The sequence below is a fragment of the Streptomyces sp. NPDC020845 genome, assembly GCF_044334165.1.
Classification (GTDB): Bacteria; Actinomycetota; Actinomycetes; order Streptomycetales; family Streptomycetaceae; genus Streptomyces.
In genome coordinates this window covers 1-26,222 of the sequence record NZ_JBIRSJ010000036.1, presented here as the reverse complement: position 1 = coordinate 26,222, position 26,222 = coordinate 1, and the positions used below count along the sequence as shown (strand labels likewise).

Below are 26,222 nucleotides of genomic sequence, written 5' to 3'. Positions count from 1 at the left end.
CCGAACCCGACACCGGGGGCCGCCGGGCTGAGGTGTAATGGTGTCGAGTGGGCCTGGAACCGCAGACCGGGGGTGAACGTGGCGACGATCCAGGACGTGGCAAAGGCCGCCGGGGTCTCCGCGATGACCGTCTCCAACGTCATCAACGACCACCCGAACGTGCGCAAGGCGACCCGGGAGAAGGTCCTTGAGGCGATGGCCCGGCTCGACTACCGCGTCAACGTGGCCGCTCGAAACCTGCGCAAGGGCCGCACCGGAACCATCGGCCTCGCCGTCCCCGAGGTGAACAGCCCGTACTACGGCCGGCTGGCCGCCGCCATCATCGCCGCGGCCGAGCGGCACGGCCTCCGGGTGAGCATCGAGCAGACCGGCGCCCTGCGGGAGAACGAACTGGAAGCGTTGTCCATGTCGCGCAACCGGCTGTACGACGGGCTCATCCTCAGCACGGTGGGCATGGGGCAGGCCGACGCCGAGTGGCTCAAGGTGGACTACCCGGTGGTCATCCTGGGCGAGCGGATCTTCGGCGGCCCCGTGGACCATGTCGCCATGCCCAACATCGACGCGTCACAGGCGGCCACCCGCCATCTGATCGAACGGGGGTGCCGGCGCGTCGCGATCCTGTGCGGAGCGGTGGAGGAGGTCGACGTGTCGAGCCTGCGCCATACGGGCTACCGGCTGGCCCTGGAGAGCGCCGGGCTGTCCGTGGACCCCGACCTGGTGCAGTGCCTGGACACGCTCACCATGCACGCGGGCGCTCGGCGCGCCCGGGAGATGGCGCACAGCGGGCTCGACTTCGACGGCGTGTTCTGCGTGACGGACACCGTGGCCATGGGTGTGCTGCGGGGCCTGGCCGACGCCAGTGTCCGGGTGCCGGAGCAGGTCAAGGTGATCGGTTTCGACAACGTCGACGAGAGCGAGTTCCTTGTCCCCTCGTTGTCCACCATCGACCCCGATCACGACACGATGGCCGAGCGGGCGGTGGGACTCCTGGCCGGACGGATCGACCGGGCCGAGCCCCGGGGGGATCGGCAGGAGTTCGTCAGCCGCTTCTCCGTGGTGGTCCGGGAGTCGACAGGCGGCTGACCGTACAGCTCGGCAGACAGCCTCCACCAGGCATTCAGGCGGATCAGGTTGAGTGCCGGGTTCGGGTGTGCCGGAGTGCCTCGGTCGTCTGTCTGGGGTGGAGGGAGCGTTGGCGGCGGTTCTTCTTCGCGGTGGTGCACTGGGGTTTGAAGGGGCAGGGGATGCGGTCGAGGGCGGCGAAGGTGACCACGGTCTTGGGGATACCTTCGCTCACGACGGGGTTCCAGGTGGCGCTGGTATGTCCGGCGGGGCAGGTGGCCTTCTTGGCTTCCCAGTCGATGGTGAAGTCGGTGGCGGCGAAGTCTGCTTGGGCTTTGGCTTGCCGGGAGGTGTCCAGCAGGACCGGTGTGATCAGTGCGATTCCGTAGGTTGTCACCGAGCCGTGGATGAGTTCGGCGGTGGCGTATCCGGAGTCGGGATAGTGCTCATCGGGGAGCAGGCCGCGTTGCTGGAGCGCGTGGTGGACGGCGTCGAGAGCCTTGCTGTCGTGAAGTGTGGAGTGGGTGGTGGCGATGTTTGTGATCAGGTTCGGGTGTGTGCGTGCCTTCTCGGGGGCGGAGGTGCAGGTTTCGCTGATGTGGAGTTTGTAGCCGTTCCAGAAGGTGTCGCGTTTGGCGGACCAGCGGGCGTCGGGGTTTGCGGCGAGGACAGACGTAGGTGGCCGGGCGGGCGGCCGTCACCGTGTGCCGTTCAGAAACCCTGCGTTTGCCCGTAGCGCTTCAAAAAGACTTCATCGGTTGTGAGCTGGGATTTTTCCTATGGTCAGCTGGCTCGGTGGTACTCGTTGATGAGGCTGGCGACGGCTTGTCGGCGTTTGATCCTGGCTGATGGCGGGGGGATGGCGTTCGGGTTGTCCTTGGGCGCGAGTTGGTCTCGGCCTTGGCGGGGTCGGGGATCTGCTCGACGAGCCCTTGCGGACCAGCGCGGCAACGACTCCGGTCATCGTTGCGGGTTCCACGCGCAGGACCCGTACGAGATCGCGCTGTTTGCTCGGGCCGTCATGGGCCAGGTGGTACAGCACATACCACAGGGTCGGGCCGAGACCGTGGGGCCGCAGAACCGATTCCAGGACTGCCTGGCTGGCCTGGTAGTACCGCTTCGCCCATGGTCCGGCCGATTCATGCTGATCACGTGTAATGTCGCTAGCCACCTAACAAAGTTAGGTGGCTAGCGACATGTCAAATCGGCGGCACCCTGCCGACGGCTGTCAGCTGTCCTGGCCGACGGGGATGAAGTTGGCGTACTCCTCGATGCGCTTGATCTGTCCGGCGTCGTCGAAGCCGAAGTAAACGGCGGCGTGGACCTCGCCGCGCATCCCGTTCGTGGTGGCGACGTGCACCACGTGCTGCTGAAGAACTTCGCCGGGCTGGGACATCTGGCGGGTGATGTCGTAGCGCATCGACTCGATGGATTCGATCTGCCCCTCCATTCCCGCGATGTTCTCCTCGATGGACTGCTCGCCCTTGCCGTCGTTGTGCCAGACGGTGGTCGTCTCGGCGCACAGGGCGCGGGCGCCCTTCCAGTCCCGGTTCTCCAGTGCGCGGAGATAGGTGACGGCCTTGTCCTTCAGGTCCTGGCTCATGAGGGTCTTCTTCCTTGTGTGGGCTACGAGTTATCGGGCGGTGGCGGTATGAATGAGGGCGCGCTCGCCGACCTCGATGCGCATCGGCAGGTGGTTGCCGGGCGGTGAGAGCGGACAGACGAACACGTCCGTGTTCAGGTGGTGGTGCGAGAGCGTGGCCTTGTTGAAGTCGACCGTCACCGTGCTGCCGGGCTCCAGTAGCGGCAGCACCAGCCAGCGGCCGATCTGCGGCGTTGAGTCGCCGTTGGTCTCGTCGGTGAAGATCACCAGGCGTTGCCCCGGCGACTCCTCCAGTACGGCGAGGACATATTCGGTGCCGTGGACGGTCACGACCAGGTCGACGGGGGCCAGGATCGCTTCGGTGGTGCGCGGGGCGGTCAGCCGTTCCACCTCGATCCGGCGTCCCTCCGGCGCGGCCCGGTAGTGGCCTTCGAACACCCATGTGGGGTCGTAGGGGAAGCGGTCGATGCCGCTGAGGCCGGAGCATTCCACGCGGCCCTGATCCATGACGATGACGCCATAGAAACCGTCGGCGCCGCCGGCGAACCCGTTCAGGCCGCCGGGGAAGTCCAGGGAGGCGCCCGAGGGCACTTCGGTGGTGCCGTCGACCGCCTCGCCGTTGACGCGCACGCCGTCCTCGGCCTTGGCCGTCACGGTCAGAGCGCCGGATTCGGTGGTGGTCCATGTGCCGGGCAGGCCGTCCAGGGTGTGCGCGTCGTGGCCGCTGATCTTGGCCTTGGCGGTGACCGTGCCCTTCCCGTTCGCTCCGGCGATCTCCTCCCACCGGCCCTGGCGCCAGGCGTCGTAGTCGGCCGGGATCTGAGGTGCAGTCATGGAGGTGTTTCCCCTTCCTCTCCACCGCGCCGTGGCGTGTGGCGTCGCGGCGGTAGCGCTGCGCGAGGCGTGCGCGGGCATGGTTGCTCAGCCCAACGACGCGCACGCCGGTGCGCGGCAGTGGTTGCGTATGAGGCAATTAATTGGGCGCTGGTGCTGCCCGGCAGGCAATCCGGGCGGCCCGGGTCAGGTGCGGCGGGCGGCCCAGACGGTGCGCTCGGTACGGACGGCGAGGTCGTCGCGGCGCAGGATGCTGTTCGGGCTGTCGGTGTCGAGGAGTTCGTCGAGTGCGGTGAGATCCTCGGGGCTGAGTGCGGGTGCGGCGACGCCGCGGATGCGCTGCAGGCTGCCGTAGGCGTAGCGGCCGATGGCCTCGCTGCGGCTGCCTTCGATGTTCACGGTGATGATGCGCTCGTCTTCGACGGTGAACCCGGCAGCACTCAGCATCGGCCCCCAGTCGGCGCCGCGGTGGGGGACGTGCTCGGCGTGGAAGCTGTCTGTGGCGGCATGGGCGCGGTCTTCGAGTCCGGGCCGGTCCTCGGGTGCGTCGGCGGGCAGGAAGCGGGGGAAGCCGTCCAGCTCGACGACGGCGAACAGGCCGCCCGGCGCGAGGAGTTCGTGCACGCTGTGCAGGGTGCGGTCGGGGTGGGCCATGTGGTGCATCGATGCCGAGGCCCACACCAGGTCCGGTGTGCCGAAGTCGGGCCAGTGGTTGGTGTCGAGGTCGGCCTGCACGGTGCGCACCCGGTCCGAGACGCCGCAGGCGCATGCCTTCTCGCGCAGGAGCTGCAGATGGCCGGCGGACGCGTCGACCGCGGTGACGTGCGCCTCGGGGAAACGCTCGAGGAGCGCGAACGTACCCGCGCCGGTGCCGCAGCCCAGGTCCACGATCTGGCGCGGCTCGGACTTCAGCGGCAGCCAGCCTGTAACGGACGCGATGTGCTCGGCGAGGACCTCGGCGTCCAGGTCGAGGATCTCCGCTTGGCCGCTGTCGCCGACGCCGTGCTCCTGGTGGTGGCCGTGCGAGCTGCCGTGGTGGGGGGTGTGCTGGTGTGCTGGGGGCATGACCCCACCGTAAGCAGCCCATGCGTGTACCGCACGACCACTTGCGTACTACGCAAAGAGGTGGCTTGGTGTGCTGCCCGCCACGCAAGATCGCCACCTTGATGGTGGCACGGGCCACTACTCGCAGGGGCCCTGCGCGCCGTCGCAGTCGACGGATTCGCCTGCGTCGCGTTGGTGGCCGCGGCGGGCATCGCGGTCGAAGATGCCCAGGATCTCGCACGGTCCGCCCTCGGCGCCGATCGCGTGCGGCATCATGGTGGGGAACTCGGCGGCCTGGTTGGTCTCGATGCGGAAGCGTCGGTGACCGAGCATGAGGATCGCCGTGCCGGACAGGACGACCAGCCATTCGCGGCCGGGGTGGGCGCGCATGCGGGCGGGATTGTCCGGCGGGGGTTCGGTCATCCGCTGACGCATGACGCTCATGCCGGGGTCGCCCTTTATGGGCCAGCGCATCAGGCCATGGGTGCCGTCGATCATCGGGCTGATGACGACGTCGTCGGCGGCGTTCTCCACGAGCTGGTCCAAGGTGGTGTCCAGGGCGCGGGCGAGGGTGACGAGCTGGTCCAGGGCGAGGCGGCGCTGACCGTTCTCGATACGGCTCAGTGAGGACTGGCTGAGGTTGGCGCGGGTGGCCAGTTCCTCCAGGGACCAGCCCTGTGCGACCCGCAGTGCGCGGATCCGTTTGCGTACGAGGCCGTCCAGCTGCCCATCTTCTTGCGTCACAGGCAACGTTGTATGCCCTGGCTGCAATGTGGGCTTAACCCGCGGGTTGGCGTCGGGCCTGGCTCACCGGAGGATCCCGGTGTCGCTCTGGACATACCGGAGCCCGGCGCGTTTGAAGGTCGTGAGGATCGGGGTTGTCTCGAGGGCGGTGATGTGTGGGAGGCCGTCGAGGGTTTCGGTGAACAGGCGGTAGAGGGCCTCGAGGTCGGTGGCAGCCACGGCGGCCAGGAGGTTGGCGGGGCCGGTGGTGGCCGCGGTGAATCGGACCTGCGGGTTGCCGCTGAGCGCGTGGGCGGTGGCGTCGAGGGCGTGGGGTGCGACGGTGATCCACAGCAGTGCGTCGGCGCCGATGCCGAGCAGGGCGAGGTCGACCTCGGTGGCCAGCCGTACGGCGCGGCCGATGAGCCGTTCGGTGCGCCGACGGGCGGCGAGCGGCGTGGTGCGTGCGCGCCGGGCGAGGTCGGTATAGGTGGCGCGTCCATCGGCGCACAGGGCCTGGATGAGGGCGTGGTCGGTGTCGTCGAGGGCGAGCGGACCGGGTGGTGGGGTCGGCGGGCGGAGGCCGAGCGCGTCGGTCTCGGCCTGGGTGAGCAGGCCGCCGGTCCAGCCGAAGGCGACGGGGAAGACCCGCAGCAGCGTGTGGGAGGTCCAGGACGTGACCGCGTCGGTGGCGGGCAGGTCTCGCAGGAGCAGCGTGTTGCGTGCCTCGGGTCCCTGGAGGAAGAGCACGGTGCTGATCTCGTTGCCGTCGCCCAGGATGTCGACCCAGACGGTGTCGGGGCGACGGGCGAGCGCGGCAGCGACCGTGCGGATGTGCTGCGGGCGGCAGCGGATGCGCAGCGCCAGCGGGACCAGACGGGGGAAGCAGCGAGGATGGCGGACGGCGGTGACGCGCACGGTGCCGTCGTGCAGCAACGGCCCGGCCCGGCGGACGACGGTCCGCTCGGACAGGTCCAGTGCGGCGGCCGTGCGACGCCAGGAGGCGCGCGGCGCGGCCAGCAGGGCGGCGACGATCCGGCGGTCGGTGTCGTCAAGGTCGTGGCGCATGATCACCTTTTTCGTGGGTCACTCTGTCTCATCTCCTGCGTGAGAATCCCCGCGGATGGCGTATTCGGGGCGGGCACCACAGGGTGGGAGTGGGTGTGACCGGACCGGGCCACACGGGCCGCCCCAGCCCTGCGCGGCACTCCGTATCGGCACGCCTTCCTCGGCAACCGGACGGCGGACAGGAGTGATGACGATGACCGGCAGGTCGGCGAACTTGGTGGTGCGCCCGGGCGCGGTGCACGCCACGCACGCGGGCGAGCGGCCCACGACCGCGCTGGCGGTGCGCGGGGACCGGGTGGTCGCGGTCGCGGGGCCCGGTGAGGAGGAGGCTCTGCTGCGGGAGTGGCGGGGCGCGGACACCGAGGTGTTCGACGATCCGGGGCTGGTGGTGCTGCCGGCGTTCGTCGACACGCACAACCATCTGATGCTGGCCGCCCGCAACGTCTTCGGCGTACCGGTCGCCCAGGCCGAGGACATCCCAGGGTTCATCGAACTGATCCGCCGGCGGGCCGCACAGACCCCGCCTGGGCAGTGGATCGTCACCGGCGCCAACTGGCACGAACTTCAACTGGCCGAACGCCGGATGCCCACCGCGCGGGAACTCGACCGGGCCACCACCGACCACCCGATCCTGGCCATGCGCGGGGCCCACAACGGCGTTCTGAACACCGAAGGGCTGCGCCTGGCCGGCTTCGGCCCCGACACCCCGGACGTGCCCGGCGGCTTCATCTCCCGCGACGCCGCCGGCCACCCGAGCGGCTGGTTGCAGGACGCCGCCCTGGACCTGGCCCTGAAGGTCGTGCCGCCAGCCCCTCCCGAGGTCCTGGCCGACGGACTGGCCACCGCCTCCGCCCAATACGCGGCTCACGGGATCGGCACGGTGCGCGACCCCGCGGTCACGCCGGATCAGTGGGAGGTCTACCGACAGGCCGAGGCCGCCGGGCGGCTGGCGGTCCGCAGCCACGCCATGATCCTGACCACGCCGGCCGCTCTCTCGGACGCCGGCTCGGTCGCCGCCTACCTCGACGCCCTCGAAGCCCAGAACATCACGCCGAAGACGGTGCAGGGACACCTGCGCCTGTGGGGGTTGAAGTTCGTCCTCGACGGCGGTGTCGAAGCCGCCGCGCTGTCCGAGCCGTATGCCGACCGCCCCGACTTCGACGGCGAGCTGCTCTGGGATCGGGGCGAGTTGATCGAGGCCCTGGCCATGTGTGTCCGGCGTGGCTGGCCCGTGGGCACGCACGCCTTCGGTGACCGGGCCATCGCCCTGCTCCTGGACGCCATCCGCGAGGTGACCGACAAGGAAGGTCCCATTCCGCCCGGCATGCTGGTGGTCGAACACGGCGGTCTGATCACCCCGGACCGGATCGCCGACGCCACCGCGCTCGGCGTGCACATCACCGTCCAGCAGGCCCTGCTCACCGGGCTGGCCCCCGCCCTGGTCGCCGCCTGGGGCCAGCAGCGGACGGCCTCTCTGTTCCCCCTGCGCGAGCTGATCGACGCCGGCGCCTGGATCAGCGCGGGCACAGACCACCCCATCGGCCCGCTCAACCCGCTGCACGGAATACACGCCATGTCCTCCCGTCAGACCTCCGCCGGGGTCCTCGGCCCCCAGCACGCCATCAGCCGTGCCGAAGCACTCCGCCTGTACACCGCCGCCGGGGCCTCCCTCCTCGGCCACCCCGCCGACACCACCCTCGCCCCCGGCTCCCCCGCCGACTTCGTCGTGTACCCCGCCGACCCCCTCACCTGCCCCGTGGACCGGCTGCTCGACCTCGCGCCCACCCTCACCAGCGTCGGCGGCCGCGTCGTGCACCACACCGGCTGACGTCCCCTGCACCCGCCGGCCGCCCCTCGACGAGTGCCGTCGAGGGGCGGTTCGCGCGGGACGCACCGATCGTGCGGGCGGGCGCGTCGCCGCGCCGACCCGCACGATCAGGCTTCGCCGCCGCTCGGGGCGGTCAGTCGCGTGCCAGCGCGCCGACACCGCCCCCGGTGGGGGACTCCGGTACGGACACCGGGGCGGAGGTGGCCGGTTCGGGGGCCGGGGCGGGCCGGTGGGGGACGAAAACGGTGACCGCCGCTCCGAGGACGGCGACGGCCGCGAACACGTAGAAGGCGTACCGCGTGGAGATTCCGGCGCCCAGGATCGCACCGGTGATGACAGGGCCGCCGATGCCGCCGAGTCGGCCGAACCCGGCGCACCAGGCGACTCCGGCCGCACGCGCCATGGTGTCGTAGTAATTGGCGACATAGCCGTAGATCAGGACCTGGGTGCCGATGGTTCCCACGCCCGCGACGGCGACGAGGGCCAGGAGCACACCGAGCGGCAGCCGCAGCGGGAGCAGCGCCAGGGAGGCGGCGGCCAGGACGAACGTAATGGCGACGAGACGCCCCGGGCCGAGTCGGTCGGCTTTCCGGGAGGCGATGAGGCCGCCGATGATGGCACCGCCGTTGAGGGTGAGCAGGAAGACCATGGAGAACGACTTTCCGTAGCCGTTGCGGCCCATGATCTCGGGCAGCCAGGTGTTGAGGCCGAAGCCGAGCAGCAGGGCCGAGAAGCTCATCAGGCCGAGCAGGAGCGTGGCGAGGGCGTAGCGCCTGGTGGCCAGGGCGGCGAAGCCGACCTTGGTCTTCTCCCGCGCCGTGTCCGATGCCGTGTGTGATGCCGTGCGTGATGCCGTGTCGGGCAGGGGGACGCCGGTGCGGCGGGAGACTTCGAGGGCCCGGGTGGTGTGCCCGCGAGCAAGCAGCCACTTGGGCGACTCCGGCAGCCGCAGCAGGGCTGCCGGCAGCAGCAGGACCAGCGGCAAGGCGCCGAACAGGAACAGCCCGCGCCATCCGACGGCGTCGGAGGTGAGCAGTGCCAGCAGGGCCGCGAGGACGCCTCCGGCGGGGAATCCGCTGTAGACGATCGCGTTGTAGAAGTTGGCCCGGTGCGGTGGGGCGAACTCCGCGACCAGGGCTCCGACCGTGGCCACGAGGGCCCCGATACCGATGCCCGTGAGGAAGCGCAGGACACCGAAGACGGTGATGTCGGTGGCGAGCGAGGTCAGGCCCATGCAGATCGAGAACCAGGCGATGTTGACCAGTACGACGCGGCGCCGCCCGATGTGGTCGCCGATGGCGCCTGCGATCAGGGCGCCGATCATGACACCGACGAGGGCGTAGCTGCTGAGGGCGCCGGCCTGGCCCGCGGTGACGGGGCCGAGCTGGCTCGGGTCGCGCAGGAGCAGGGGGACGACGGTGCCGTAGACGACCAGGTCGTAACCGTCGAAGACGAGGGTGGCGGTGGCGATGACGACGATCCAGCGGAGGCCGGCGCGTTGGCGTGGATCGGCCGTGCCGTGCTGTTGGGTGTTCATCTGGTGACCCCAGGTGTGTGAGCGGATGGGTGTTTCTCCGCCGCGCGGACGAGGGGGCGGCCGGGCGGCGGCGCACAGGGGTGGGGAGGTGATGCTCATGAATGCGATTGCTGCGGCGCGCCCGTCCGGCGCGCCGTACCGCTTCATCGGGGGACGAGACGGCGGTCCGGTCGACGATCCGCCGGCACCAGGACTTCTCCCGGTTCAGTCGGAGCGCTCTTGCGTGCGGCGGTGGGCGTCGTCCTCGAGAGCGGCGCGCCATGCGGCGGGCCACGGTGCGCTGTCGCGTTCACCGCGGGGGACGTGGACGGTGACGTAACGGCCGGAGGCCGCGAGCCGGCGCGGGTGCTGGTCGGTCTCTTCGCCCCACACCCCGAACCGGAAGGTCATGGAGGACGTCCCGATGTGTTCCAGTACGAGGTTCGTCGTGACCTCCTGCCCGAACCACAGGGGCGAGCTGAAGTCGACCTCGAACCGCACCCGGGGCGCGGCACCGAAGTAGCCGGTGATGCCGCGCTCCCGGATCAGTGTCGCCTCGGCCGCCTCGACGAAGCGCACGACGGCGGTGTTGTGGTGGTGTCCTGCGGCGTCGGTGTCCATCCACTCCACCCGGGAGCGGTGGACGGCGCGGGCGATGGCCGCGCCGTTCACCGGCTCAGGCGACCGGGGCCGGCTCACGGCGCGGAGTCCAGCGCAGGTGGATGTTCCGGTCGGACTCGTCGGCCCGCAGCAGCGACAGACGGGGCCGTACGGCGTCGGTGCGTGCGCTCGGTGGCTTGCGGCGGCCGGCCTGGTACTGGTCCGGCCACTCCGCGGCGGCACCGCGGTACTCCTGTTCCGCCGCCGCGTGCAGGGTCCAGTGCGGGTCGTAGAGGTGGGTGCGGCCGAGGGCGCACAGGTCGGCGCGGCCCGCCAGCAGGATCGAGTTGACGTCGTCGTAGGAGGCGATAGCGCCGACCGCGATGACCGCCGTGCCGGTGGCCGCGGCGACTTCGTGCCGGATCCGGTCCGCGAAGGGCGTCTGGTACGAGCGTCCGAAGGCGGGGCGCTCGTCCTTGGTGACCTGTCCCGAGGAGACGTCGATCGCGTCCGCCCCGTGGGCAATGAAGGCGCGGGCGATCTCGACGGCGTCGTGCTCGCTGTTGCCATTCGGTACCCAGTCGGTCGCGGAGATCCGCACGATCATCGGCCGCTCGGCCGGCCACGCGGCGCGGACCGAGTCGAACACCTCCAAGGGGAACCGGAGCCGGTTCTCGAGCGAACCGCCGTACTCGTCGGTGCGTTGGTTCGCGACCGGGGAGAGGAAGGAGGACAGCAGGTAGCCGTGTGCGCAGTGGAGTTCGAGCAGGTCGAAGCCCGCGTCGGCACCGCGTCGCGCGGCGGCGACGAAGTCGGCGGTGATCCGGTCCATCTCGGCGCGGGTGATCTCCCGGGGGACTGGGGATCCATCGCCGTACGGCAGCGGCGACGGCCCGGCAACCTCCCAGTTGCCCTCGGGCAGCGAGGCGTCCATGCCCTCCCACATCACCCGCGTGGAGCCCTTGCGGCCCGAGTGGCCGAGCTGGAGCCCGATGCGCGCGGTGCTCCGGTCGTGGACGAAGGACACGATCCGGGCCCAGGAGTCACGCTGCTCGTCGGTCCACAGTCCCGTGCAGCCGGGGGTGATGCGGCCCTCGGGCGAGACACACACCATCTCCGTCATCACCAGCCCGGCACCGCCCATGGCCTTGGAGCCGAGGTGGACGAGATGGAAGTCACCGGGTATGCCGTCGACGGCGGAGTACATGTCCATCGGGGAGACGATCACCCGGTTCCTGAGCTCCAACCGCCCGAGCCGGAACGGCTGGAACATCGCCGGCGCGACGCTGTCGAGGCCTTGGGACGCGGCGAACGCGGCGTCGACGCGGTCGGCGAACTCCTGGTCGCGGGTGCGGAGGTTGTCGTATGTGATGCGGCGCGAACGCGTCAGCAGATTGAAGCAGAACTGGGTCGGCTCCTGGTGGACGTACATGCCGATGTTCTCGAACCACTCCAGCGACGCCTGCGCGGCCCGCTGCGTGGACTCGACGACGGGCCGCCGCTCGGCCTCGTAGGCGGCCAGCGCGGGGGCCACGTCCGGGTGTTCGTGCAGACAGGCGGCGAGGGCGAGCGAGTCCTCCATCGCCAGCTTGGTCCCCGACCCGATCGAGAAGTGCGCGGTGTGCGCGGCGTCACCGACGAGGACGAGATTGCCGTGGTGCCACCGCTCGTTGCGTACGGTGGTGAAGTTGAGCCACTTGGAGTTGTTGGCGAACACCTCGTGGCCCGCGAGCTCCTCGGCGAAGAGTTCACGGATCCGCTCGACGGCCTGCTCGTCGGAGACACCGGGCGGGAACTCGACCCCCTCGGTGGCGTCGAAGCCGGCCCGGCGCCAGACGTCCTCGTGCATCTCGACGATGAACGTGGAGCCGTCCTCGGAGTAGGGGTAGCCGTGGACCTGCACGGTCCCCCACTCCGTCTCCTTGACGAAGAACTGGAAGGCCTCGAAGACCCGGTCCGTGCCCAGCCACATGTACTTGTTGTGCCGTCGGTCCAGGGCGGGTCGGAAGGCATCCGCGTAGACCGTTCGGGCCAGGGAGTTGAGCCCGTCGGCCCCGACCACCAGATCATACGAGGCGCGCAGGTCCTCGACGGCGGGGGCGAGCGTCGAGTAGTGCACGACGACGCCGAGGTCGCGGCAGCGTTCCTGTAGAAGGCGCAGCAGTTCCTTGCGGCTCATCGCGGCGAAGCCCTGGCCGCCGACGGTGTGGCTCTGCCCCCGGTAGTGGATGTCGATGTCGGTCCAACGGGCGAACCGCCTGGCCATGGCGTCGGCGAACTCGGGATCGGCGTTCTCGATGCCGCCGAGGGTCTCGTCGGAGAACACCACGCCGAAGCCGAAGGTGTCGTCGGGCGCGTTGCGCTCCCAGACGGTGATGTCGTGGGCCGGGTCGAGCTGTTTCATCAGAGCGGCGAAGTAGAGCCCGCCGGGGCCGCCGCCAATTATCGCGATCTTCAAGGGGTTCCTCTCACTGCTCGACGGTGGCCGCGGCGGCCTGCTCGTCCTCGATGATCTTACGGAGCGCGAAACGTTGCAGCTTGCCGCTGATGTTGCGGGGCAGGGAGGTGCAGAACCGGATGTCGCGCGGGTACTTGTAGGGAGCGATGACCTGCTTGACGTGGTCCTGTATCTCCTTGGCCTTGGCGGCGTCGCCCGCCTCGCCGTCGCGCAGTACGACGAAGGCGCACACGACCGAGCCTCGTACGGCGTCGGGACGGCCGACGACAGCGGACTCCAGCACATCGGGATGGGTGTCGATGGCGGCTTCGACCTCGGGGCCGCCGATGTTGTAGCCCGAGGAGACGATCATGTTGTCGCCGCGGGCGTGGTAGTGGAAATAGCCGTCCTCATCACGGTGGAACACGTCACCGGTGACGTTCCAGCCGCCCACGACGTAGGCCTTCTGGCGCTCGTCGTCGAGATAGCGGCAGCCGACCGGGCCTATGACACCGAGCCGCCCCGGCTCGCCGGGCCCGAGCTCCGAGTCGTCCGGGCCGAGGATGGTGGCGCGGTAGCCGGGTATCGGTTTGCCGGTGGCGCCGGGCCGGATGTCGTCACCGGCGGCCGAGATGAAGATGTGCAGCAGCTCGGTGGCGCCGATGCCGTCGATGACCCTGAGCCCGAGCCTGTCCCGCAGGTGCTCCCAGGTGTCCTGGGGTATGTGTTCGCCGGCCGACACCGCGGTCCGCAGCCGGGCGAGTCTGTCTTCCTTGCCCTCGCGCTGGATCACCTTGTACGCGGTGGGCGCCGTCGCGAGCACGGTGACGCCCTGCTGCTCGACGATCTCCGCGAGCTCCAGCGGGGTGGCGGCCTCGATCAGCAGGGCGCAGGCGCCGGCCCGCAGCGGGAACACCACGAGCATGCCGAGGCCGAAGGTGAAGGCGAAGGGCGCGGTACACGCGACCAGGTCGTCCGAGACCAGCCGCAGCACATGCCGGCCGAAGGTGTTGTCAATGGACAGGATGTCCCGGTGGAAGTGCATGGTGATCTTCGGGACGCCGGTACTCCCGGACGTCGGCGCGAGGAGCGCCACATCGTCTGCGGCGGTGTCCACGTTGGTGAACTCGCCGGACTTGGCCATGGCGCGGGCCACGAGGTCGTCCGGTCCGGTGCCGCCGTACTCCACCACGGTCAGCGACGGCAGGACGGTGTCCCGGACGGCTTCGGCCTCCTCGGCGAACCGATGGTCCACCAGCGCGATCGAGGGCCGGGTCCGTTCCACGATCGGGGTGATCTCACGGGCGCGCAGGGCCGCCATGGTGGTGACGACGATGCCGCCGGCCTTGAGCACGCCGAGCCAACTCGAGACGGTCCAGGGGTTGTTGGGCGAGCGCAGCAGGACGCGCTGTCCGGGTACCAGGCCGAGGTCCTCGGTCAGCACCTGGGCGACCTGGTTGGCGCGCGTGCGCAGCTCGCCGTATGACCAGGTCTCCCCGGCGGGCGTACGCAGCGCCGGCCGGTCGGGCCCGTATGTCGATACGGGGATGTCGATGAGCGCCGTGGCGGCGTTGAGCCGGTCCGGGTAGTGCAGCTCCGGCGTCGTGAACTCGATCGTCGGCCACAGGTCCGCGGGAGGAAGGTGGTCGCGAGCGAAGGTGTCCAGGTGGGCGGAGGTCGAAGGGGAGGGGGGAGGAGTCAACGCGGGAGTCCTTCCGGGAGCCCGTCGGCAGGACGGCGGATCAAGCGGGGCGGATCAGGCCCTCCTGGACCACGGTGGCCAGATGACGGTGGTCACGGGTGAAGAAGCGGCCGGAGCCCAGGCCGCGGCCCGCGTCGGCGGCCACCGCTTCCTGGACGTAGAGGAGCCAGTCGTCGACGGGCCCCGGGCGGTGGAACCACATGGCGTGGTCGAGGCTCGCGGTGACCAGTCCGGGCCTGGCCCACGGCAGGCCGAGGACCCGCAGGACGGGTTCGAGGATCGTATAGTCGCAGACGTAGGCGAGGGCGGCCAGGTCCCGCTGGGCGTCGCTCAGTCCCTCGACGGGCCGCAGCGGGTCGAACGGCTTGAGCCACACCGCCTGGTGCGGGAGCCGCTCGCCTTCCACGGTGAGGTAGACGGGCCCGGGCACATGCCGCATGTCGAAGCCGCGGCCGCCGGACCAGTAGGCCTTCGACTCCTCGGTCATCGAGCCGCCGCTCTGCCCGGCGAGGTACGCCGCCGAGCCGGGCAGGTCCTCCGGAGCGGGCACGCCCTCGGTGAACTCGGCCTGGAACGTCCCGCCGGGCTCGCCCGCGGCGAAGTTCGCCAGGCAGACGTAGAGGGGTTTGCCGTTCTGGTAGCCGCGCACCTGCCGGGTGGCGTAGCCGCGGCCGTCGCGCACCACCTCCACCTCGTAGCGAACGCTCGCGCCGATGTCCGCCGGGCGCAGGAAGTAACTGTGCATCGAGTGCAGCGTCTTGCTGTCCGTCACCGACCGCATGGCCGCCGCCGCCGCCTGGGCGACCAGGTCGCCGCCGTACGCCTTCGGCCACGGGCAGGGCTGGGTGACGGCGGTGAAGGCGAGGTCGAAGTGGACCGGCTCCGCGGGCGTCAGGGTGACGGCCGCGGTGAAGACCGCGGAGGTCGGGAGCGTCCCGGTCGTCGTCGGGCCGGCGCTCGTCATCGGTTCAGCCAGTCGCGCAGTTCGGCGTCGGCGACGTCGGGCAGGTTGACCACAATGTTCTCCGGCGTCCGGGTGGTCATCCAGGTCAGCGGCTTGCTGCGGGAGAGGTTGCACTCGATGTGCGGCATGAAGGGCGGTACGAAGACCCAGTCACCCTCCGCCATGTCAACGTAGTCCTCGAACTTCTCACCGAAGTAGATGCGCGCCCGGCCCGACAGGACGTAGCCGCCGGTCTCGGCTTCGCCGTGGTGGTGGGTGACCGAGCGGTAGCCGGGTTCGTTGCTGACCTTGCCGAACCACAGCTTTGTGGCCGGGGTGTGCTGGATGCTCACGCCCGAGACGCGGATGGCGCCACCCGAGTCGGCGGTGCCCGCGTCCTCGAAGCCGCCGCGCGTCACCACCGGAGCGACGAGCCCGCTGGGCAGCCGGTACATCGAGTTGTCACCTTCGAGGCGGTACTTGCTGAGGTCGGGCTCCATGGGATTCGGCTCCGTTTCAGTCGTAACGGGTCTGGCAACGGCTTGTCGTGCCTCGCGGTGCGGGGGAAGGTGTCGGGATTCGCTCTTCGGGGTCCCGAAGGGCCGTTGCGGTGTCCGTGTCGCCGGGTGTGCCCTCGCCCTTGCCGATCAGCAGGGCGGGCAGATGGTGTCTCGTATTTTTCACGGTCGTCATTTATTGTCAATATGCATCCGCCGGATTGGCCGGACCGCACCCCACCCCGACCTGGAGGCCGCATGACGCCCATCGCCGTGAACCCGGACGCCCTTCCCGCACCCAGCGGCTACTCGCACGGAACCCTCGCGGGGAACACGCTCCACCTGGGCGGACAGACCGCCCTCGACGCCGACATGAAGATCGTCCCGGGTGGCATCGTCGAGCAGTTCCGCCAGGCGTTCGGTAATGTCCTCGCCACCCTCCGTGAGGCGGGTGGCGAGCCGAAAGACCTGGTCAGCGTGACGCTATATCTCACCGACATTCCCGACTACCAAGCCCACGGGAAGGAGATCGGCAAGGTCTGGCGCGAGCTGGCCGGCCCCGTCTACCCGGCCATGGCCGGCATCGGCTGCACCGCCCTGTGGCAGCCCGAGGCCATGATCGAGATCCTCGGCGTGGCCGTCATTCCGGAGCACCGGCTCGTGGTGCCGCGCGGCTAGCAGCGCGCTGCACCAGAACGCCTCGCACGCCTCCTCCCGGGCTCAGATATGTCGTTCTCCTGACGGATGAAAGGAAAACGTTCCGCGCTTCGGGCGGCGCGCCGCCGGCATTCCCGTATGTGACGTACCATCAGGAAAGGTTCAGGAGTGAAACTCGCATCCCTCACCGTCGGCGGCGTCCGGCGCGCCGGTGCCGTGAACGACGCCGAGCAGGGGCTGGCCCTGCTTCCCTCGTCCATCGGCACGGTCGACGACATCGTGCGCGGCGGCCCGGCCGCACTCGACGCGGCGAGGGCCGCGCTCGCCACGGTCCCCGGCGCCGACACGCTGCCGCTGGCCGGGGTCCGCCTCGAGTCGCCGCTGCACCGCTTCAACCGCGACATCCTGTGCACCGGCTGGAACTACTGGGACCACTTCGAGGAGTCCAAGGGCAAGCGCGACGGCCAGGATCCCGCCTCGCACCCCGACCACCCCACCTTCTTCACCAAGGGTCCGGACACCGTCATCGGCCCGGCCGACGACATCGCCTACGACCCCGGCGTCTCCGCGAAGTGGGACTACGAGGCCGAGATCGCCCTCGTCATCGGCCGCGACGGGAGGTCGATCCCGGAGGAGAAGGCCCTGGAACACGTCTTCGGCTACCTCGTCGCCAACGACGTCTCCCAACGCGACCTCCAGCGGGCGCACGGCGGGCAGTGGCTCAAAGGCAAAAGCATCGACGCCACCATGCCGCTCGGCCCGTGGATCACCACCGCCGACGAAATCGACGACCTTGGCGGCCTGCGGGTGCAGTGCGAGGTGAGCGGCAGGCTGCTGCAGGACGCCACCAGCGCCCAGATGGCCTTCTCCTTCGCCCGGATCATCGCCGAGCTGAGCCACGGCATGACCCTGCGCGCCGGGGACGTGGTGCTCACCGGCACCCCGAGCGGCATCGGCAACGCCCGCGAGCCGCAGATCTTCCTGGGCGACGGCGACATCGTCGTCACCCGCGTCAGCGGACTGGGCGAGCTGCGCAACAAGGTCGTACTTACCCGGCTGACGTGATCTGGGCGAGGGCGCGCCGCCAGAGGCGTGGACCTTGACCGCGGGATCGAACGATAAACTTCCGCACGGCTGATCCAACAGCCGGAAGCGGCCCGCGGGAAGGACAGGAAGGGCACGGACGTCGAGTGCCGACGACAGTGACCATGGTGCAGACATGACGACGGAGCCGACCCCCCACACCCCAGGCGGACGCGACACCCGCCTCGGCCCACTCATCATCACGATCTTCGGTCTCTACGCGCGGGGCGAGCGCAACTGGCTCTCCGTGGCGTCCGTGGTCCAACTCATGGCGGACCTCGGGGTCGAAGGCCAGGCCGTACGGTCGTCGATCTCCCGCCTGAAGCGCCGCGGTGTGCTGCTCAGCCAGCGCCACGCGGGCGCCGTCGGCTACGCCCTGGCTGACTCGACCCTCGAGACACTCGCCGAGGGAGACGTGCGGATCTTTGAACGGAGCCGGGCGACCGTCGAGGACGGCTGGCTCGTGGTCGTGTTCTCCGTCCCCGAGTCCGAGCGCGAGAAGCGGCACGAACTGCGCACGAGCCTGACCCACCTGGGCTTCGGCACCGCGGCACCCGGGGTCTGGATCGCACCCGGGAACCTGGCCGCGGAAACCCGGCGGACCCTGGAGCGCCGCGGCCTGTCCGAGTACGTCGACATCTTCACCGGCGACCACTTCGCCTTCGGGGACCTGCGGTCGAAAGTCCGCACCTGGTGGGACCTGGACGAGCTCACCGAGCTGTACGCGGGCTTCCTGCGGCACTACCGCCCCATCCTCGACGCGGCCTCGTCGGGCGGGACGACTCCGCGGGAGGCGTTCCGGACCTACATACCGATGCTCACCCAATGGCGCCGACTGCCCTACCGCGACCCGGGGCTTCCGCTGTCGCTGCTGCCCCCGGGCTGGAACGGGGTGACCGCGGGCCTGCTGTTCGACGAGCTCAACATGACGCTGGGCGCACCGGCACGCGAACATGCCCTGGCGGTGATCCACGGGCGCGGGTAGCGCCGCCCTGATCACCGGCCGGCCCGTTGCGTCAGGCACTGCTTCGCGCATTCGAGACGTGCATTGTGGTGCGTGGTACGAGACCTGCGTTGTGGCAGCGGCGGCCGAAGACCTGCCACTCCTGCTCCGGCTCATGCCAGGGAACCTGTGCCGTTCGGAAACCCGTCGTGGCTTGTCAGGCCGCGTGTCTGTACTCGTTCATCAAGCCGCCAAGGACACGCGTGCGGAGTAGCCATCACCTGTAGTTCGGGGCGGTCAGCGGCGCGGTCTGGCCGTCGGCGAGGGGAGGCAGTTGCCCTCGGGCCTGATGCGGTCGATGCCTGTTGTAGTGCCGCGCATAGGGTTCGAGAACGTGTCGAGCGTGGGTCTCGTGCCAGATCAGCACCTGGTCGAGGGCCTCGCACCGTAGCGTCCCGATGGCTCTCTCGCAGTGCGCGTTCATCCGCGGGGACCGCGGGGCGGTCTTCATGGTCTCGATGTCCTCGGCCGCGAAGACCGCGTCGAAGGACTCGGTGTATTTGCCGTCCCGGTCGCGGATCACAGAGCGCAGCGACTCGAAACGCTCGCCCATTTCGACGGCGAGGTCGCCAGCCTGCTGAACTGTCCACCGAGCGGTCGGATGCGCGGTCACTCCAGCGATGTGGAGGCGGCGCGTGCCGTGCTCGAGGAAGACCAGCGCGTAGACCCGCCGAAGATCCACCAGATCGAGGTGGAGGAAGTCGCAGGCGATGAAGGCCTCGGCCTGGGATGTAAGGAACTTGCGCCATGTCGGCCCGCTGCGGCGGGGAGCCGGGTCGACACCGGCTGCCGTCAAGATCTTCCGGACCGTGGAGGCGCCGATCCTGTGGCCCAGCCGGGCGAGTTCCCCCTGGATCCTGCGGCAGCCCCAGCGCGGGTTCTCCCGCGCCAGCCGCAGCACCGCCTTCTTCACGGCTTCCGCTGTCGCCGGCCGGCCCGGCCTGCTGCGGCACTCGCTGTAGTCCCACCTGCGTGCAACGAGACGCCGATGCCAGCCCGGCAACGTCCCTGGTGTCACAGGGAACACCTGCGCCCAGCGACACCGGGGTATCCGCGAGGACAATGCCGCGAACCACAACCGGTCCGCCCACTCGTACCGCACCCGCCCCGCGAGTTGCCTGTGCAGCACCGCGTTCTCGTGCCGGAGCACGAGTAACTCAGCGTCTCTGGCCATCCGCCGAGGCAGCAGCACCGCTGGGATCGACAGAAGCTTCCGCGTGACCTGATACACCAGTGAAACGATCACCTGGACATGGTCCCAACGCGCCCACTGATCCCGCCATACCGCCTACGACCTGCAGCGACGCATTTCCCAACGGCACAGGCATCAGGTGGCTGCGGCACGGTCTGGTGCTGGGGTGCCTGGGAGCGGCCGCCTTCTCGACCCGGTTGATATTCCCCGACACTCGGGAGAATGTGGCGAACGTGGTGTCTGACCAGTCAGGTTGCGAGTGCCCCGGGTCACGGCTGTGGGCCCTCAGGAACGGGTGACCGAGACAATCCACGGGCGCAGGCGTGTGATGTCCGCGAATGACGCGACAGTCTCCCGGTCGGATCCGGAGAGAACCCCTACCAGCACCTCATGACCGGCCTGGTTCCGGACCGTCGCCGGGCCGCCCGAATCGCCTCCCGCGGGGAGGCCGTTCCCCCGCGCGGCGCAGAAGTCGTCCGCTCCCACCATGAGTTCGCACCGCCGGTCCGAGTGTGCCGTGACCTTCAACTGCGCCTGCTTGAGCACATTGGACTGGCATGAGGACTCAGGCTTCGGGGGAGCGCACGTGGCCCCCCAACCGTATGCGCGAACACTCCGGCCCACCTTCACGTCTCCGCTGCGCCCCAGCTCGATCGGCTTGACCTTGAGTCGGGGAACCTTCACGAGTGCCACGTCGGCTTTGGGAGTGAACACGGTGGCGTTCTCGATCCGGCGCACGACGGTGCCGTGCCGCTGGTCGAGGCTGCCGACCCGCAAGGTGATGCGCCAATTGTCGTATCGGACGCAGTGGCCGGCAGTGAGCACCCACTCGGGGTCGACCACCGTACCTGTGCAGGAGGGGTCGCCGTCGGCGTAGACACGGACGGCCCACGGGCCGTGCTTGCTGACGGACCCGCCCTGGATCGCCCAGGCCGATTCGGGCAATGCCAGGACGGCGAGGAGCGTGGTGAGTATCGCGCCCACTCCACGTAGTTTGATCAAGATGCGTACTCCTTGTCCGGTGTGCCCACTGGCCGGTGAGCCTCTCTCCGTGAAGAGTTGTGGTTGGGCCTTGGGGTTCCCTGAGAACACGCCGTCTCAGGTGGCGTTCCACGGGCGTCGGTAGAAGTCGATCCGTTGCGGTCGGGACCGATGCCGTAGGCGTCAAGGAGGGCGTCCGCCCAACCCGGCCTGTAGTCCAAGTCGGCACTCCAGGTGGCGACGGCCAGGTCCGCCCGCCGGTCGGCGACGCCGAGGGGGGCCAGGTCCATGTGAGCGGACCACGAACGTTTCTCGTGCGGGAGCGTGTTGGGGGCGCAGGGGTCGCCGTGGCACACGGCGAGGCGGTCGACCGGCGGCGCCTCGGGTAGGTCTGCGGGCACCTCGATGCCCGCGCGCCGGGCGACGCCCAAGCGGTGGTCGACCGGCCAGCTGAAGGGGCAGACGGCCACGGGCAGCCGCTCGTGCAGGGCCCGGAGCGCGGTGTGCCGATCGAGTCATGGGTGGGCACGGACCGAGCCGTTGCTCCCGGACCGGACGCCGATGCGGGGCGGTCGCTGGAGGGATCACCGGGAGGTGATCGACGCGATCGCCTTTAAGTTCCAGACGGGAACGCAGTGGGCGCGCCTGCCGGAGACGTACGGAAACTGGTGCGGCGTCTCCAACCGGCTGCGGATGTGGGCCGTCGACGGCACCTGGGAGCGGGTGTTCACCGCTTTGATGGCTCAGGCCGACACCGATGAGGACCTCGACTGGGCGGTTTCGGTGGACTCCACGATCGTGCGAGCCCACCAGCATGCGGCCGGGGCCCGCAAAAAGGGGCCCCGGCCGGCGAACCCGACGACCATGCCATCGGACGGTCCCGCGGCGGACTGACCACCAAGATCCACCTCGCCTCCGACGGCCGCGGGCGTCCCCTGGCCATCCTCGTGACACCGGGCCAACGACACGACAGTATCTGCGCACGCACCCTGCTGGAGCGCATTCGGGTTCCTCGTCTCGGCCTTGGCCGACCACGCTGCCGACCCGGCCAGATCATCGCGGACAAGGCGTACAGCTTGCCCGGCCTCCGCGCTTACCTGCGTAAACGCGGCATCGCACACACCATCCCCGAGAAGACCGACCAGCAAAGGCACCGTCACAATCGCGGCAGCCGCGGCGGGCGGCCGCCAGTCTTCGACCGCGAGACCTACCGCCGACGCAACACCATCGAACGCTGCTTCAACCGGCTCAAGGGCTTTCGCGGCATCGCCACGAGATACGAGAAGACCGCCACCTCCTACGAAGCAGCGGTCACACTCGCGTCTTTCCTGCTCTGGGCAAGATCCGTTTGAAGACGGACTCTAGTGCAGTTCGGTTACAGAACGGCGGTTCCCCGCACCACCGATCTGTACGAGGATTCCAGGCATCGACACACTGACCTGGATCAGTCGTCATACTGACCTGGTCCATCGGGAATGCACGGGGGGATTTCATGCGCCGTTCCATCGCGGCTGCCGCCGCAGTCGTCACGCTCACCGCCACCCTTGTGGCATGCGGGGGTTCGGACGGGGGCAGCGACAAGGCCGGGCCCACGGGGCCCACGAAGGGCGCCGGCTCCAGCAGCACCGCCCAGCCGGCCGGCGAGCAGTCGCCCGGCGCCACCGCCGGTAGCACGCAGGCGCCGGTCGGCAAGCTCGGCGACACCCTCAAGCTGGTGGGGATGGAAGGCAGCCTGAACGGCACTGGCACGATCGAGGCCGACTTCACGTTGGAGAAGTTCGAGGACCACGCCAAGCCGGCGCTCGGCGCACCCGAGCCTGCCGCCGGGAACCGCCTCGTGGCCGCCAAGTTCACCATCGTCGAGACCGGCACCGGCACCTACCAGGACTCCGGGTACGCGGAGGCGATGGTCTACGACGCGAACGGGCAGGGATATCAGGGCAAGCCCGGAAGCCCCACCGTCGGCAAGTCCCTTGGCGGCCTCCAACTGATTGTCAAGCCGGGTCAGCGGGTCTCCGGCTGGATCGTCTTTGAGGTGCCGGAGGACGCGAAGATCACGTCCGTGACGTACGTGATGGAAAAGGTCGGGCCGGACCCCGAGCGCACGGGCAAGTGGACCCTCGACTAGGCGGTTTCGTTTGGATCATCGGGCGGACCAGAGGAAGATGCCGGCGATGTGGAGTCCGGCCAGGTAGATGGTGGCTGTCTTCTGGTAGCGGGTGGCGATGCCTCGCCACTGGCTTGGGGCGGTTGATGCACCGCTCGACGGTATTGCGCTGCTTGTAGGTCTCGCGATCGAAGGCCGGTGGTCTGCCGCCTCGGCTGCCGCGTCGCAGTCGATGGCCGCGTTGGTCCGCCGGAACGGGGGTCACGGCCCGGATGCCGCGTCGGCGCAGGTGCTCGCGGATCGCGCGGGACGAATACGCCTTGTCCGCCAGGACCACGTCCGGTCTGGTGCGTGGCCGGCCCCGTCGGCGGGGAACACGTAGGCGGGCCATGACCTCGGTGAAGGCGGGTGCATCGCCTGCCTGTCCGGCGGTGAGGACGAAAGCCAGAGGCCGACAGCCGGCATCGGCAGCCAGGTGGATCTTGGTGGTCAGTTCGTTGCGGGACCGTCCGATGGCATGGTCGTCGGGTTCGCCGGCCGGGGCCCCTTTTTGCGGGCCCCGGCCGCATGCTGGTGGGCTCGCACGATCGTGGAGTCCACCGAAACCGCCCAGTCGAGGTCCTCATCGGTGTCGGCCTGAGCCATCAAAGCGGTGAACACCCGCTCCCAGGTGCCGTCGACGGCCCACATCCGCAGCCGGTTGGAGACGCCGCACCAGTTTCCGTACGTCTCCGGCAGGCGCACCCACTGCGTTCCCGTCTGGAACTTGAAGGCGATCGCGTCGATCACCTCCCGGTGATCCCTCCAGCGACCGCCCCGTATCGGCGTCCGGTCCGGGAGCAACGGCTCGGTCCGTGCCCACTGCGCATCAGTCAATGACACATCAGACCAACGATCCGATGATCCAAACGGCACGGCCTAGATGGCCCGAATCGCCACCCTGGACACCGGCAAGTCGCTGTTCTTCGAGCACCGTGCCCCGGCCATGGTCAGCCGGCTCGGCAACGTCCGCCTCCCTGACTGACCAGCGGTGGTCGACCACGATCGCCGAGGCCGGACCGGCCTCGGCGATCGTGCTGCCTGCGATGGGCTGTGGTCAGCGTGTGGCTCGGGTCTGTGCCCGGTGTTCCGTGGTCCAGTAGAGGAGGGCGATCAGGGGGAGGGCCGCGCCCAGGACGGTGAGGGCGGTCCAGCCTCCGGAGTGGTAGACGACGGAGCCGAGTTCGGAGCCGGCGGCGCCTCCGGCGAAGAAGATGGCGATGAAGGCGCTGTTGAGGCGGGCGCGGGCGGCGGGGTCGAGCTGGTAGATGGTGTGCTGGCCGAGGATGAGGGTGGTCTGTACGGCCATGTCGATCAGGATGGCGGCGAGGCCGATCAGGACGATGCTGTGCCGGCCGAGGCCCGCGAGGGCGAAGGAGAGTACGGCGACCGCGAAGGCGGCACCGGTCATGGGACGCGCCAGCTTGCGGTCGGCCCAGTGTCCGGCGAACGGGGCGATGGCGGCTCCGGCCGCGCCGACGAGGGCGAAGACGCCGACGCCGATCGAGGAGTAGTGGAAGTAGGGACCGGTGAGGACGAAGGAGACGGTGGTCCAGAAGGCGCTGAAGGCGCCGAACATCGCCGCCTGGTAGAGACCGCGGCGCAGCAGCACGGGGTGGGTGCGGACCAGCCGGACGGTGGAGCGCAGCACGTGGTGGTAGGGGATGGCCGTGGTCGGGGCGTGCTGGGGCAGGGCCGCGCGCAGGGCCACCGCGAGCACGGCCATCAGGACGGCGGAGCCGAGGAAGACGGCGCGCCAGCCGGCGAGGTCGGAGACCAGGCTGCTGAGGGTGCGGGAGAGCAGGATGCCGGTGAGCAGGCCGCTCATCACCCGGCCGACGATGCGGCCCCGGGCGTGGTCGGGGGCGAGGCTCGCAGCGAAGGGCACGAGGATCTGGGCGACGACTGAGGTGGCGCCGCTGATCAGTGCCGCGATCAGCAGCATGGGGAAGCTGGTGGCGAGTCCGGCCGCCACGAGGGCGAGGGTGGTGACGGTCAGCAGGGCGGTGATGAGGTTGCGCTTCTCCAGCCGGTCTCCGAGCGGGACCAGGAAGAGCATGCCCAGGACGTAGCCGACCTGGGTGAGCGTGATCAGCCCGCCGGCGGTCGCCGTGCTGATGTGGAAGACGTTGCTCAGCGAGGACAGCAGGGGCTGGGCGTAGTAGAGGTTGGCGACCGTCATGCCGGAGGCGACCGCTAGAAGCACGACCAGCCAGTTCGGCACGCCGTGGGTGGCCTTTCCGGTGGTGGGCGCGGTCGCGGTCGCGGGCCGACGCGAGGTCTGGCGGTGAGTGGTCGCGGACACGGGCACCTTCTCGGAGACAGAACCGCGGGTGCGGTTCGGGGAAATACTTGTCGTTGGTCGAGCAGCCCCGTCGCTGCCCGCACGCTCCGTCCAGCGCCTGACGCGCCTCGTTGCTTCCCATGTCAAGGAGATGGTTCTCGATAATGGTTATCTCGATAAGAGATTAGTGTCGGAACGGACCGGCCCTGGGACACCGCGGCGTCTCAGGTGACGGGGGGCGGGAAGGCCATCCAGGCGATCTTCCCGCCGTCGTCCGCCAGGCGGAAACCCCATTCCCCCGCGGTGAGTTGGTCGACGATATGAAGGCCACGGCCGCGTTCCGGGAGCTCCTCACCTGGCTCACCCCACCCGCCGCCATGCGCGTCCGGGCCGGCCGCGAGCGGTGCCACTGCCGGGAAGGCCGGGATCCGCGGGTCGCGGTCGTGGATTTCGCACATGAGCTGTGCGCCTGTGTGCCGCAGGGCCATCAGATACGGTCCGGTGGCGTGCTCGGTGGCGTTGGCGACGAGCTCCGACGCGGCCAGCACGGCGTTACCGACGACCTCTGCCGACAGCCCCGCGCGTTCCAAGGCGAGCCGAAGGGCCCGACGAGCCGAGGACCCATAGCCCGGTGTGCCGCTCGTCCACTTGTAGAGCGTGCGGCATCCCGCGTGGCGGTGCGGGTCGGATGACGATTCCGGAGATGGGGACCGGGTGGGGACTTGGCGGTCGTGGGGCACGGAGGACACCTTCTCGGGACGAGTTCCGGTAGTGCGCTTCGGGCGGAAACGCGCCGCTGTGCTCGAGCGACTCGTCGCGCTCGTACATCGGACAAAACTGGATCAGCTGCCCATGGCTTCCTCAGTGGTGGCGATCATCCAAGAGAAGAGTCATCTCTACATGAGATGAGCGGTGCCGCCGACATCGGCTGCCGCGAGTGCGGCGGTGAGCTGCAGCAGCGAATCGGGCTGAGCCACATTGACGTCGAGCAGGTCTTCGATGCGTTTGAGCCGCAGGCT

Annotated in this window: 25 protein-coding genes and 1 pseudogene; 7 read left to right on the top strand and 19 right to left on the bottom strand. The window is 69.5% G+C overall.

What is annotated here, in order from left to right:
• Window positions 1-78 precede the first annotated feature (78 nt).
• Window positions 79-1,083, top strand: coding sequence for a LacI family DNA-binding transcriptional regulator (locus ACH4U7_RS51175; protein ID WP_398534621.1), 1,005 nt, complete (start codon window positions 79-81; stop codon window positions 1,081-1,083).
• A 43-nt stretch (window positions 1,084-1,126) separates the two neighbouring features.
• Here the strand turns inward: ACH4U7_RS51175 and ACH4U7_RS51170 are convergent, their stop codons facing one another.
• The 7 genes from ACH4U7_RS51170 to ACH4U7_RS51140 all read right to left on the bottom strand — a co-directional run bounded on the left by ACH4U7_RS51170 (window position 1,127) and on the right by ACH4U7_RS51140 (window position 6,334).
• Window positions 1,127-1,459: a hypothetical protein gene (locus ACH4U7_RS51170; RefSeq protein WP_398534620.1), complete on the bottom strand. Its 333-nt coding sequence runs from the start codon at window positions 1,457-1,459 to the stop codon at window positions 1,127-1,129.
• Window positions 1,460-1,813: 354 nt separating this feature from the next.
• Window positions 1,814-2,104, bottom strand: a complete 291-nt coding sequence (locus ACH4U7_RS51165; RefSeq protein WP_398534639.1) for a hypothetical protein — start codon at window positions 2,102-2,104, stop codon at window positions 1,814-1,816.
• Window positions 2,105-2,290: 186 nt separating this feature from the next.
• Window positions 2,291-2,665 carry a nuclear transport factor 2 family protein gene (locus ACH4U7_RS51160; RefSeq protein WP_398534619.1) on the bottom strand — a complete coding sequence of 125 codons (375 nt, stop codon included), beginning with the start codon at window positions 2,663-2,665 and terminating at the stop codon, window positions 2,291-2,293.
• A 30-nt stretch (window positions 2,666-2,695) separates the two neighbouring features.
• The gene (locus tag ACH4U7_RS51155) at window positions 2,696-3,499 is read right to left on the bottom strand and encodes a DUF1684 domain-containing protein (RefSeq protein WP_398534618.1); all 804 of its coding nucleotides are present in this window, start codon (window positions 3,497-3,499) and stop codon (window positions 2,696-2,698) included.
• 186 nt (window positions 3,500-3,685) lie between these two features.
• Window positions 3,686-4,564: a class I SAM-dependent methyltransferase gene (locus ACH4U7_RS51150; protein ID WP_398534617.1), complete on the bottom strand. Its 879-nt coding sequence runs from the start codon at window positions 4,562-4,564 to the stop codon at window positions 3,686-3,688.
• Between the two features lie 117 nt (window positions 4,565-4,681).
• Window positions 4,682-5,287, bottom strand: coding sequence for a helix-turn-helix domain-containing protein (locus ACH4U7_RS51145; protein ID WP_398534616.1), 606 nt, complete (start codon window positions 5,285-5,287; stop codon window positions 4,682-4,684).
• A gap of 63 nt (window positions 5,288-5,350) precedes the next feature.
• Window positions 5,351-6,334: an Lrp/AsnC family transcriptional regulator gene (locus tag ACH4U7_RS51140; RefSeq protein WP_398534615.1), complete on the bottom strand. Its 984-nt coding sequence runs from the start codon at window positions 6,332-6,334 to the stop codon at window positions 5,351-5,353.
• Window positions 6,335-6,527: 193 nt separating this feature from the next.
• Between ACH4U7_RS51140 and ACH4U7_RS51135 the strand changes: the two genes are divergently transcribed.
• Window positions 6,528-8,162, top strand: a complete 1,635-nt coding sequence (locus ACH4U7_RS51135) for an amidohydrolase (protein ID WP_398534614.1) — start codon at window positions 6,528-6,530, stop codon at window positions 8,160-8,162.
• Between the two features lie 133 nt (window positions 8,163-8,295).
• On the opposite strand, the gene ACH4U7_RS51130 is transcribed toward ACH4U7_RS51135, so the two are convergent.
• The 6 genes from ACH4U7_RS51130 to ACH4U7_RS51105 all read right to left on the bottom strand — a co-directional run bounded on the left by ACH4U7_RS51130 (window position 8,296) and on the right by ACH4U7_RS51105 (window position 15,860).
• Window positions 8,296-9,699, bottom strand: a complete 1,404-nt coding sequence (locus ACH4U7_RS51130) for an MFS transporter (protein WP_398534613.1) — start codon at window positions 9,697-9,699, stop codon at window positions 8,296-8,298.
• Window positions 9,700-9,903: 204 nt separating this feature from the next.
• A complete protein-coding gene (locus tag ACH4U7_RS51125; RefSeq protein ID WP_398534612.1) occupies window positions 9,904-10,350 on the bottom strand; it encodes an acyl-CoA thioesterase in 447 nt (148 codons plus the stop codon).
• A 4-nt stretch (window positions 10,351-10,354) separates the two neighbouring features.
• Entirely contained in the window at window positions 10,355-12,736 is a 2,382-nt protein-coding gene (locus ACH4U7_RS51120) for a bifunctional salicylyl-CoA 5-hydroxylase/oxidoreductase (protein WP_398534611.1), read from the bottom strand.
• A gap of 10 nt (window positions 12,737-12,746) precedes the next feature.
• Complete coding sequence (locus ACH4U7_RS51115) at window positions 12,747-14,417, bottom strand: AMP-binding protein (protein ID WP_398534610.1); 1,671 nt, start codon at window positions 14,415-14,417, stop codon at window positions 12,747-12,749.
• 40 nt (window positions 14,418-14,457) lie between these two features.
• Window positions 14,458-15,381: an acyl-CoA thioesterase gene (locus tag ACH4U7_RS51110; RefSeq protein WP_398534609.1), complete on the bottom strand. Its 924-nt coding sequence runs from the start codon at window positions 15,379-15,381 to the stop codon at window positions 14,458-14,460.
• Entirely contained in the window at window positions 15,378-15,860 is a 483-nt protein-coding gene (locus ACH4U7_RS51105; protein ID WP_398534608.1) for a cupin domain-containing protein, read from the bottom strand. The genes ACH4U7_RS51110 and ACH4U7_RS51105 overlap by 4 nt, the downstream gene beginning before the upstream one ends.
• A 255-nt stretch (window positions 15,861-16,115) precedes the next feature.
• Between ACH4U7_RS51105 and ACH4U7_RS51100 the strand changes: the two genes are divergently transcribed.
• The 3 genes from ACH4U7_RS51100 (at window position 16,116) to ACH4U7_RS51090 (ending at window position 18,582) form a co-directional block, all read left to right on the top strand.
• The gene (locus tag ACH4U7_RS51100; protein WP_398534607.1) at window positions 16,116-16,535 is read left to right on the top strand and encodes a RidA family protein; all 420 of its coding nucleotides are present in this window, start codon (window positions 16,116-16,118) and stop codon (window positions 16,533-16,535) included.
• Window positions 16,536-16,682: 147 nt separating this feature from the next.
• The gene (locus ACH4U7_RS51095; protein WP_398534606.1) at window positions 16,683-17,579 is read left to right on the top strand and encodes a fumarylacetoacetate hydrolase family protein; all 897 of its coding nucleotides are present in this window, start codon (window positions 16,683-16,685) and stop codon (window positions 17,577-17,579) included.
• 154 nt (window positions 17,580-17,733) lie between these two features.
• On the top strand, window positions 17,734-18,582 hold the full coding sequence (locus ACH4U7_RS51090; RefSeq protein ID WP_398534605.1) for a PaaX family transcriptional regulator C-terminal domain-containing protein: 849 nt from the start codon (window positions 17,734-17,736) through the stop codon (window positions 18,580-18,582).
• 235 nt (window positions 18,583-18,817) lie between these two features.
• On the opposite strand, the gene ACH4U7_RS51085 is transcribed toward ACH4U7_RS51090, so the two are convergent.
• From ACH4U7_RS51085 to ACH4U7_RS51075, 3 genes are all read right to left on the bottom strand, one after another.
• Window positions 18,818-19,846 carry an integrase core domain-containing protein gene (locus ACH4U7_RS51085; RefSeq protein WP_398534604.1) on the bottom strand — a complete coding sequence of 343 codons (1,029 nt, stop codon included), beginning with the start codon at window positions 19,844-19,846 and terminating at the stop codon, window positions 18,818-18,820.
• Between the two features lie 231 nt (window positions 19,847-20,077).
• Window positions 20,078-20,794 (bottom strand): S1 family peptidase, encoded by a 717-nt coding sequence (locus ACH4U7_RS51080; protein ID WP_398534603.1) that lies wholly within the window; start codon window positions 20,792-20,794, stop codon window positions 20,078-20,080.
• Window positions 20,791-21,129, bottom strand: coding sequence for a phosphotransferase (locus tag ACH4U7_RS51075; RefSeq protein ID WP_398534638.1), 339 nt, complete (start codon window positions 21,127-21,129; stop codon window positions 20,791-20,793). The genes ACH4U7_RS51080 and ACH4U7_RS51075 overlap by 4 nt, the downstream gene beginning before the upstream one ends.
• Window positions 21,130-21,274: 145 nt before the next feature.
• Here ACH4U7_RS51075 and ACH4U7_RS51070 point away from each other — a divergent pair.
• A protein-coding gene (locus ACH4U7_RS51070) for an IS5 family transposase (protein ID WP_398534602.1) occupies window positions 21,275-22,125 on the top strand; the annotation gives its coding sequence in 2 pieces (ribosomal slippage) (window positions 21,275-21,631 and window positions 21,634-22,125; 849 coding nt in all).
• A gap of 140 nt (window positions 22,126-22,265) precedes the next feature.
• Window positions 22,266-22,901: a hypothetical protein gene (locus ACH4U7_RS51065; protein ID WP_358636343.1), complete on the top strand. Its 636-nt coding sequence runs from the start codon at window positions 22,266-22,268 to the stop codon at window positions 22,899-22,901.
• Between the two features lie 15 nt (window positions 22,902-22,916).
• On the opposite strand, the pseudogene ACH4U7_RS51060 reads toward ACH4U7_RS51065, so the two are convergent.
• From ACH4U7_RS51060 to ACH4U7_RS51050, 3 genes and pseudogenes are all read right to left on the bottom strand, one after another.
• Window positions 22,917-23,762, bottom strand: a pseudogene (locus tag ACH4U7_RS51060) (IS5 family transposase).
• Between the two features lie 214 nt (window positions 23,763-23,976).
• Window positions 23,977-25,224 (bottom strand): MFS transporter, encoded by a 1,248-nt coding sequence (locus tag ACH4U7_RS51055; RefSeq protein ID WP_398534601.1) that lies wholly within the window; start codon window positions 25,222-25,224, stop codon window positions 23,977-23,979.
• A 203-nt stretch (window positions 25,225-25,427) separates the two neighbouring features.
• Window positions 25,428-25,943: an ATP-binding protein gene (locus ACH4U7_RS51050; protein WP_398534600.1), complete on the bottom strand. Its 516-nt coding sequence runs from the start codon at window positions 25,941-25,943 to the stop codon at window positions 25,428-25,430.
• Between the last annotated feature and the right edge of the window lie 279 nt (window positions 25,944-26,222).

Coding starts and splice junctions, on each gene's coding strand:
- ACH4U7_RS51155 (WP_398534618.1), bottom strand. CDS start 3,499: ATGACTGCACCTCAGATCCCGGCCGACTACGACGCCTGGCGCCAGGGC.
- ACH4U7_RS51105 (WP_398534608.1), bottom strand. CDS start 15,860: ATGGAGCCCGACCTCAGCAAGTACCGCCTCGAAGGTGACAACTCGATG.
- ACH4U7_RS51100 (WP_398534607.1), top strand. CDS start 16,116: ATGACGCCCATCGCCGTGAACCCGGACGCCCTTCCCGCACCCAGCGGC.
- ACH4U7_RS51090 (WP_398534605.1), top strand. CDS start 17,734: ATGACGACGGAGCCGACCCCCCACACCCCAGGCGGACGCGACACCCGC.
- ACH4U7_RS51065 (WP_358636343.1), top strand. CDS start 22,266: ATGCGCCGTTCCATCGCGGCTGCCGCCGCAGTCGTCACGCTCACCGCC.
- ACH4U7_RS51130 (WP_398534613.1), bottom strand. CDS start 9,699: ATGAACACCCAACAGCACGGCACGGCCGATCCACGCCAACGCGCCGGC.
- ACH4U7_RS51160 (WP_398534619.1), bottom strand. CDS start 2,665: ATGAGCCAGGACCTGAAGGACAAGGCCGTCACCTATCTCCGCGCACTG.
- ACH4U7_RS51150 (WP_398534617.1), bottom strand. CDS start 4,564: ATGCCCCCAGCACACCAGCACACCCCCCACCACGGCAGCTCGCACGGC.
- ACH4U7_RS51110 (WP_398534609.1), bottom strand. CDS start 15,381: ATGACGAGCGCCGGCCCGACGACGACCGGGACGCTCCCGACCTCCGCG.
- ACH4U7_RS51135 (WP_398534614.1), top strand. CDS start 6,528: ATGACCGGCAGGTCGGCGAACTTGGTGGTGCGCCCGGGCGCGGTGCAC.
- ACH4U7_RS51140 (WP_398534615.1), bottom strand. CDS start 6,334: ATGCGCCACGACCTTGACGACACCGACCGCCGGATCGTCGCCGCCCTG.